Annotated in this window: 6 protein-coding genes; 2 read left to right on the top strand and 4 right to left on the bottom strand. The window is 63.0% G+C overall.

Annotated elements, in window-relative coordinates:
• Positions 1 to 222, top strand: a 222-nt coding sequence (locus NKH12_RS29615; protein WP_352956361.1) for a hypothetical protein, incomplete at its 5' end; no start/stop codon positions are given.
• 64 nt (positions 223 to 286) lie between these two features.
• Here NKH12_RS29615 and NKH12_RS29610 read toward each other — a convergent pair.
• From NKH12_RS29610 to NKH12_RS29595, 4 genes are all read right to left on the bottom strand, one after another.
• Entirely contained in the window at positions 287 to 1,414 is a 1,128-nt protein-coding gene (locus tag NKH12_RS29610) for a nickel/cobalt transporter (RefSeq protein ID WP_502910864.1), read from the bottom strand.
• Positions 1,415 to 1,418: 4 nt separating this feature from the next.
• Entirely contained in the window at positions 1,419 to 2,087 is a 669-nt protein-coding gene (locus NKH12_RS29605; protein WP_352956360.1) for a DUF1007 family protein, read from the bottom strand.
• Between the two features lie 85 nt (positions 2,088 to 2,172).
• Positions 2,173 to 3,072 (bottom strand): LysR family transcriptional regulator, encoded by a 900-nt coding sequence (locus tag NKH12_RS29600; protein ID WP_352956359.1) that lies wholly within the window; start codon positions 3,070 to 3,072, stop codon positions 2,173 to 2,175.
• Between the two features lies 1 nt (position 3,073).
• Positions 3,074 to 4,273 (bottom strand): amidase, encoded by a 1,200-nt coding sequence (locus NKH12_RS29595; RefSeq protein ID WP_352956358.1) that lies wholly within the window; start codon positions 4,271 to 4,273, stop codon positions 3,074 to 3,076.
• A gap of 546 nt (positions 4,274 to 4,819) precedes the next feature.
• Between NKH12_RS29595 and odc2 the strand changes: the two genes are divergently transcribed.
• A complete protein-coding gene (odc2, locus tag NKH12_RS29590; RefSeq protein WP_352956357.1) occupies positions 4,820 to 5,953 on the top strand; it encodes an ornithine/lysine decarboxylase in 1,134 nt (377 codons plus the stop codon).
• The last annotated feature ends 360 nt before the right edge of the window (positions 5,954 to 6,313 follow it).

Raw genomic sequence — 6,313 nt, 5'->3', positions numbered from 1 at the left:
GACAACCAGAGAGAAGACGGACAAAACCCGTTTTACGGGGCATGCACATGTGGCATTTCGATTCACTCAAAACTTTCCCCGGACAGCCCTGCCGTGAACGGGGAGAAGGGGCTGGCCGCACCCTCGGCGCTTTTTTTGCAGCGCTGGAGATTGGCGAAATCATTTGCGAAGGCGTCTTTCTCCCCGTCACTATACGGGGAGAAATGCCCGGCAGGGCAATGAGGGGCGGCGCCGAGACCGACAATTCCTGGGTCAGGAGTTGGCGTCTGCGCGTCCGATCGAGGCGCTATCCACCAGCCGTCAGGCTCGCCGACAACAGCAGCAGCCCGAACAGGAAGACGAAGGCTGCGCCGCCGATCTCGACGATCGAATGGATGCGGTTGCCCATGCGGCCGTCACCGGCGAAATAGACCGCCCAGTTTTTGGCCGTCACCGCCAGCGTCGCCAAGACCGAGACCGTGATCGCGGTGCCAAGTGCCATCGCCAGCACCGACAGGATGCCGCCGAACCACAGCCCGTTGAGCATGGCAAAGCTCAGCACGATCAGCGCGCCCGAGCACGGCCGGATACCGACCGCGGCCACCGCCGACCAGGCGGTGCGCCAGTCGAAGCGGTCGCCGGAAAGCAGCGCCGGGTCTGGCGCGTGCGAATGTCCGAACGTCTCGCAGACCTCGCCCGCCGCATGGTGATGATGATCGTGCCCACCATGACCATGATGGTGGTCGTGTGCGCCATGATCATGGTCGTGACCGTCATGCCCATGTGCGTGAAGCGCATGCACTGAATGCGTATGTGAGTGGCCGGCATCTGAGTGGCCGGCATGGGCCGCCGAGAGGCTGTAGGCTGGGTTGGCGCCGAACAGGCGAAGGATAGCGGGGCCGGCCTTACGCCACAAAAGCCAGGCGCCGAACAGGGTGACGAAGACAAAGCTCGTGACTTCGAGGAACCATGCCGCATCGGTCATCGATATGGTGGTGCCGCGCAGGACGAAGTAGGCGAGCATCATCACGAGGATCGCCGTGAGCGCCTGCAGAAGGGCCGAGACAAAGGACAGCATGATGCCGCGCTTGAGCGCGACTTCGTTCGCCACCATGTAGGACGAGATCACCGCCTTGCCGTGACCGGGGCCGGCAGCATGGAAAATGCCGTAGGCGAAGGACAGGCCGATAAGCAGCCACAGCTTGCTGCCATCCTCGCGCATCGCCTTCATCGCGCCTGCAAGCGCGCGGTAGAATTCCTGCTGGCGCAGGTTGATCCACATCAGGATGTGGGCGAACGGGCCGGTGGTGGGAGCCATCCCGTCATTGGTGCCGATGCCGAGCGAGCTCTGGGCGTGGGCGGCGCCGAGGAGGTGCGTCATCACAAGGACGGCGGCCAAAAGGCCGAAGGCCAAACGCAGGGACGGTTTCGTCACCGGATTATCCTTCTGGCTGACAGTTCAGTTCAAGCTTGGTCGCAAAGATCTTACTCATATCGGTGCCTGTCGGATCGTTGAAGAAGGCGTCCGTCAGGGTCTTCTGGTTCTCGGCGAGCGCCTCGTCGGGGTTCGGACGAACGACTTTGCTCGCGCATGTCGACGGCATGCCATCGACCTGCAGATTGGCATCCTCGGTGAAATCGATCGCCGTGTAGAAGGTCGGGTCGTAGACGCCGATATCGATCTTGCCGGCCAACTTCATCGGCGCCTTCGGTTCGGATTCGAACAGGATGATGAGTTGATCGTTCTCGAAATTGGCCATCAGCTGCGGCGGCGGGTTCATCGCCTCGTCCTTGCCGTCGACGGTGACGAGCTGGAAGTAATTGAATTCCGCCAGCGATGCATGGACGGTGTCGGCGACTTCCTTCAGCTCCTTGTCGTCGAGCTTCAGGTCGGAATTCTTGTCGAATTCCATCATTACCGTACTCGAAAACAAATCGTCGAAGCGCCAGAGATGGCGCAACGCCTTCACAGTTTGGTGATCCGGGCTGAGAACCACTTCGAGGCGGGCCTCGGCGAAGACGTGGGGGTGCACCTCGGCCGGGCCGACCGTGGCGAATGTCGCCGCCATGGCCGAAGCCATCATGATTGCTTGCCGTTTCAGGTGCATTCTGGGTGGTGATTCCATCGGCTTGGGTAGATATCGAGAGTTACCAGAAAGGGGGCGAAAATGGGACCGCAAGGCGGCTGAAGGCTTATGCGCTGTCGATCGTCTTGAACCACTGCACCAGGAAGTCGACGAAAACCCGAACTTTTGCAGGCAAATAGCGCCGATGCGGATAGACGGCGAAAATGCCGCCTCCAGGCAGGATGCGCTCATCCAGCGCGGTCACCAGCCGGCCACTTTCGATGTCGGGCGCGGCGATGAAATCCGGCAGGATGGAAAATCCCAATCCCGCCACGGCGGCGGCCCTTGCCGCCATCGGACTGTTGACCTCGATCGGACCGGAGACCGAAACGGTAACCGTGTCGCCGCTGTCGCCCTTGAACGGCCAGTTGGTTAGCCAGCGGCCATTGGTGTCGATGATGCAGGGCACACGGCCAAGGTCCTGCGGCCGCACCGGCATGCCATGCTTGGCGATCAGTTCGGGAGATGCGCAGAGTCGCACCGAAAACGGCGCCAGACGCCTCGCGATCAGCGAGGAGTTCTCCAGCCGCGAAATGCGCACGGCGAGATCGAAACCTTCCTCGACCAGATCGACGAAACGGTCGTCGAGGTGAATGTCGAGCACGATGTCGGGATGCTGCTTGGCGAAGTCGATCAGCGACTGGCCGATCGGTGCGTCGGCAAAAGTGCGCGGCGCTGATAGCTTGATCCTGCCGCGAACGTCGCCGGAGGATTCGCGCACCGCATCGGCCAGGCTGTCGACCTCGCGGACGATTTCCGAGGCGCGGCGGTAATAGGTGTGGCCGGCCTCGGTCAGCGAGAACTGTCGCGTGGTGCGGTTGAGCAGCAGCGCGCCGAGTTCGTCCTCCAGCTCGCGCACATATTTCGACAGCAGCGCCTTGGAGCGGCCGATCTTGCGCGCCGCTGCCGAAAAACCCTCGGCCTCGACCACGTCGATGAAGGCGCGCATGCGGGTCAGCGTGTCCATGTCATGCGCTCCCTTGGTGGGCTGAAAGGATGCGCGCGGCAAGCGCCATCAGCTGCCGGTCGCTGTTCTCAGGTCCAAGCAGCGACATGCCGAATGGCGCACCGTCGGCCTTGCCCAGCGGCAGCGTGATTTGCGGAAAGCCCGACAGGCCGGAAAGGCATAACAGTCTTAGCGCGCGCTCGCGATAGGTCTGCAAGTCGTCGAATGAATCGGCCTTGAGCGGGGCGGCACCCGGAACGGTCGGCAGCACAAGGACGCCGTCCTCGCCGAGACGCTCGGCAAGTTCAAGACGATACGAAACGCGACGTTCCGTTTCATGTTGTGCGGTCGCGAGGTCGATGGTCGCGCCATGCTCGAAGCGCTCCTTGACGCCGGGGCCGAGCATCCGGTCACCCTGCGAGATCCAGGCACCATGATTTTGCCACGCCTCGTATCCCTGCAGCTTGCGGAAGCACCAATAGAGATTGTCGGTGGAATGCGAGAGCGGCGCAATGACCCGCGGCGTGCCCATCATCGAAGAGACATGCCGAACCATGACGCGATATTCATCGGCTTCCTGCGGCCCAAGCGCGAGCCCGTCCAGTGCATCCAGGGCGAGGGGACGCTGCAATTCGTGCCGATGCAGATCATTGCCGAGCAGCACCGTGCCGACCTTTTCGTAGGTGGCCATATCCTTGGCAAACCATCCGAACGTATCGAGGGAGGGGGCCAGCGGCATGGCGCCTTCAAGCGAGATGCGGCCATGCGTAACCCTGAGGCCGATCAGGCCGCAAAAGCTTGCCGGCGCGCGGATCGAGCCGCCGGTGTCGGATCCGATGGCGATGTCGGCCAGCCCGCCGGCTACCGCGGCGGCGGAACCGGAGGACGAGCCGCCGGTGATGCGGTCTGGCGCTGCCGGATTGACCGGCGGCGGAAAATGCGCGTTCAGCCCCATCAGGGAAAAGGCCAGCTCGTCGGTCTGCGTCTTGCCGACGAAGCGCGCGCCCGAATCAAGCAGCGCCTGGACGGCCGGCGCTGTCGCCGAGGCGGGTGAAGCGTCCTGGTATTTCCGTGGATTGCCGCAGCCAGTGCGGTAGCCGGCCACGTCGTAAATATCCTTGACGGCCAGCCGCAGGCCGGCAAGCGGGCCGGATTGCGCATTGGACACGGGGATATCGTCAAGGTCGAGAAAAGCGTTCAGAGGGCCGCGAGTGCCTGTCATGCGTTCGATATCCGGATACAGTTGTTGCAACATTGTTCGACGCCAGGAATTTTACAACCTGGCGTACGATTTTTATTGATTGTGAAATCCTTCGACCTTATATCGCGCTTGCCCAAAGTCGCACGTGCCTGTGGGTGTCCGCCGATCCTCAAAATGGTGAGGGATATCGGTAAGGTAACTGGAGCTAACCCCTCCAGTCGGTTTAGCGGCCAACCGCCAGACCGAGGACACCTTGAAGCAACGACGGTGCGGGCCTTTCTGGTGTTCTGCCGGTCGTCCAAAGACCGGGGTTACTGAAGAGGCACACCTTCATTGCCGGCAGTGCGGAACGGGCTCTCCCAATCCAAGCCAAGGCAGACAAAGCGAACCGAGGCCGGGCAAGGCCAAGGTTCACCGCCGCGAGACGGCGCTTCATGGTTCCGGGGTCTCCACCGGCTGGTTCCATGGATGTGACGTCCCGCCTTTGTCCACCGCGTGTTCGCGAGGTCGATGACCCGCGTCCCGCAGCCTTTGTGCGCGCCGAAAGGCGCTGATGGAGAGACCCCGATGGCTACCCAGCGCATCCTTGACTTCCTCGCCACCCGACGTCCGAACGGCCCCTGCCTCGTCGTCGATCTCGACGTCGTGCGCGACAATTTCCGCGCTTTCGAGAAGGCGCTTCCCGATTCGAAAATCTACTATGCGGTGAAAGCAAACCCGGCGCCGGAAATCCTGCGCCTCCTTGCTGCGATGGGCTCGTCCTTCGACACCGCTTCCGTTGCCGAGGTCGAGATGGCGATGGACGCCGGTGCGCCGGCGGACCGCATCTCCTTCGGCAACACCATCAAGAAGGAGCGCGACATCCAGCGCGCCTATCAGCTCGGCATCCGGCTGTTCGCGGTGGACTGCGTCGAGGAGGTCGAGAAGATCGCCCGCGTTGCACCCGGCGCCCGTGTGTTCTGCCGCGTGCTGACCGACGGCGAAGGCGCCGAATGGCCGCTGTCGCGCAAGTTCGGCTGCGTGCCGGCGATGGCGGTCGACGTGCTGCGCCATGCCAGGACGCTCGGCCTCGACGCCTATGGCGTGTCGTTCCATGTCGGCTCGCAGCAGACCGACCTGACCGCCTGGGACCGCGCCCTCGGCGACGCCAAAAAGGTGTTTGCCACTCTCGCCGACGAAGGCATCGTCCTGAAGATGGTCAATATGGGCGGCGGCTTTCCGACCCGTTACCTCAGGGATGTGCCGGCGGCACAGGCCTATGGCCAGGCGATCTTCTCGGCGCTGCGCAAGCATTTCGGCAACGCTATCCCGGAAACCATCATCGAACCGGGCCGTGGCATGGTCGGCAATGCCGGCGTTATCAAGTCGGAAGTCGTGCTGATCTCGAAGAAGGCCGACAACGACAATGTGCGCTGGGTGTTCCTCGACATCGGCAAGTTCGGCGGTCTGGCCGAGACGATGGACGAGGCGATCCGCTATCCGATCGTGACCGCGCATGACGGCACCGAGACCGCACCGTGCGTGCTCGCCGGACCGACCTGCGATTCGGCCGACGTGATGTACGAGAAGATGCCGTATCCGCTGCCCCTGTCGCTGACCATCGGCGACGAGGTGCTGATCGAGGGCACCGGCGCCTACACGACGACCTACGCCTCGGTCGCCTTCAACGGCTTCGAGCCTCTCCGATCCTACGTGATCTGACGGCTTCGGCTGTCAGATCACCCGGAGCGGGTGCCTGTCGCCGCCCGGGCTCGCCTGTGGAACAATCCGCTCGTGAAGGATCGCGGAAATGGACGTTTTGGATTTCATTGTTGAGAACGCTGCGCGCGGAATGTCCCCCCTTGCGGGGGAGATGGCCACGAAGTGGCCAGAGGGGGTCGTCTCGCGTGAAGCGCCGACGTCCTTCGCCCACGACAGGGTGTCGCGTCAGGACGTGCCGCCCCCCTCTGTCGCCTGCGGCGACAACTCCCCCGCGAGGGGGGGTGATTGCCGACGCATTTGGCATTGTCGCCGAAAACGCTGCCGACGTTTAGGCGCGCGCGGCTTTGGTCGATCGCGCCA

The sequence above is a fragment of the Mesorhizobium sp. M1322 genome (assembly GCF_040318085.1).
GTDB lineage: Bacteria > Pseudomonadota > Alphaproteobacteria > Rhizobiales > Rhizobiaceae > Mesorhizobium.
The sequence above is the reverse complement of the archived record's forward strand: the minus strand, read 5'-3'. Positions and strand labels throughout refer to the sequence as shown.

Bases quoted from the DNA above. Each gene is read 5' to 3' on its own strand.
- NKH12_RS29605 (WP_352956360.1), bottom strand. From the start codon at position 2,087: ATGCACCTGAAACGGCAAGCAATCATGATGGCTTCGGCCATGGCGGCG.
- NKH12_RS29600 (WP_352956359.1), bottom strand. From the start codon at position 3,072: ATGGACACGCTGACCCGCATGCGCGCCTTCATCGACGTGGTCGAGGCC.
- NKH12_RS29595 (WP_352956358.1), bottom strand. From the start codon at position 4,273: ATGACAGGCACTCGCGGCCCTCTGAACGCTTTTCTCGACCTTGACGAT.
- odc2 (WP_352956357.1), top strand. From the start codon at position 4,820: ATGGCTACCCAGCGCATCCTTGACTTCCTCGCCACCCGACGTCCGAAC.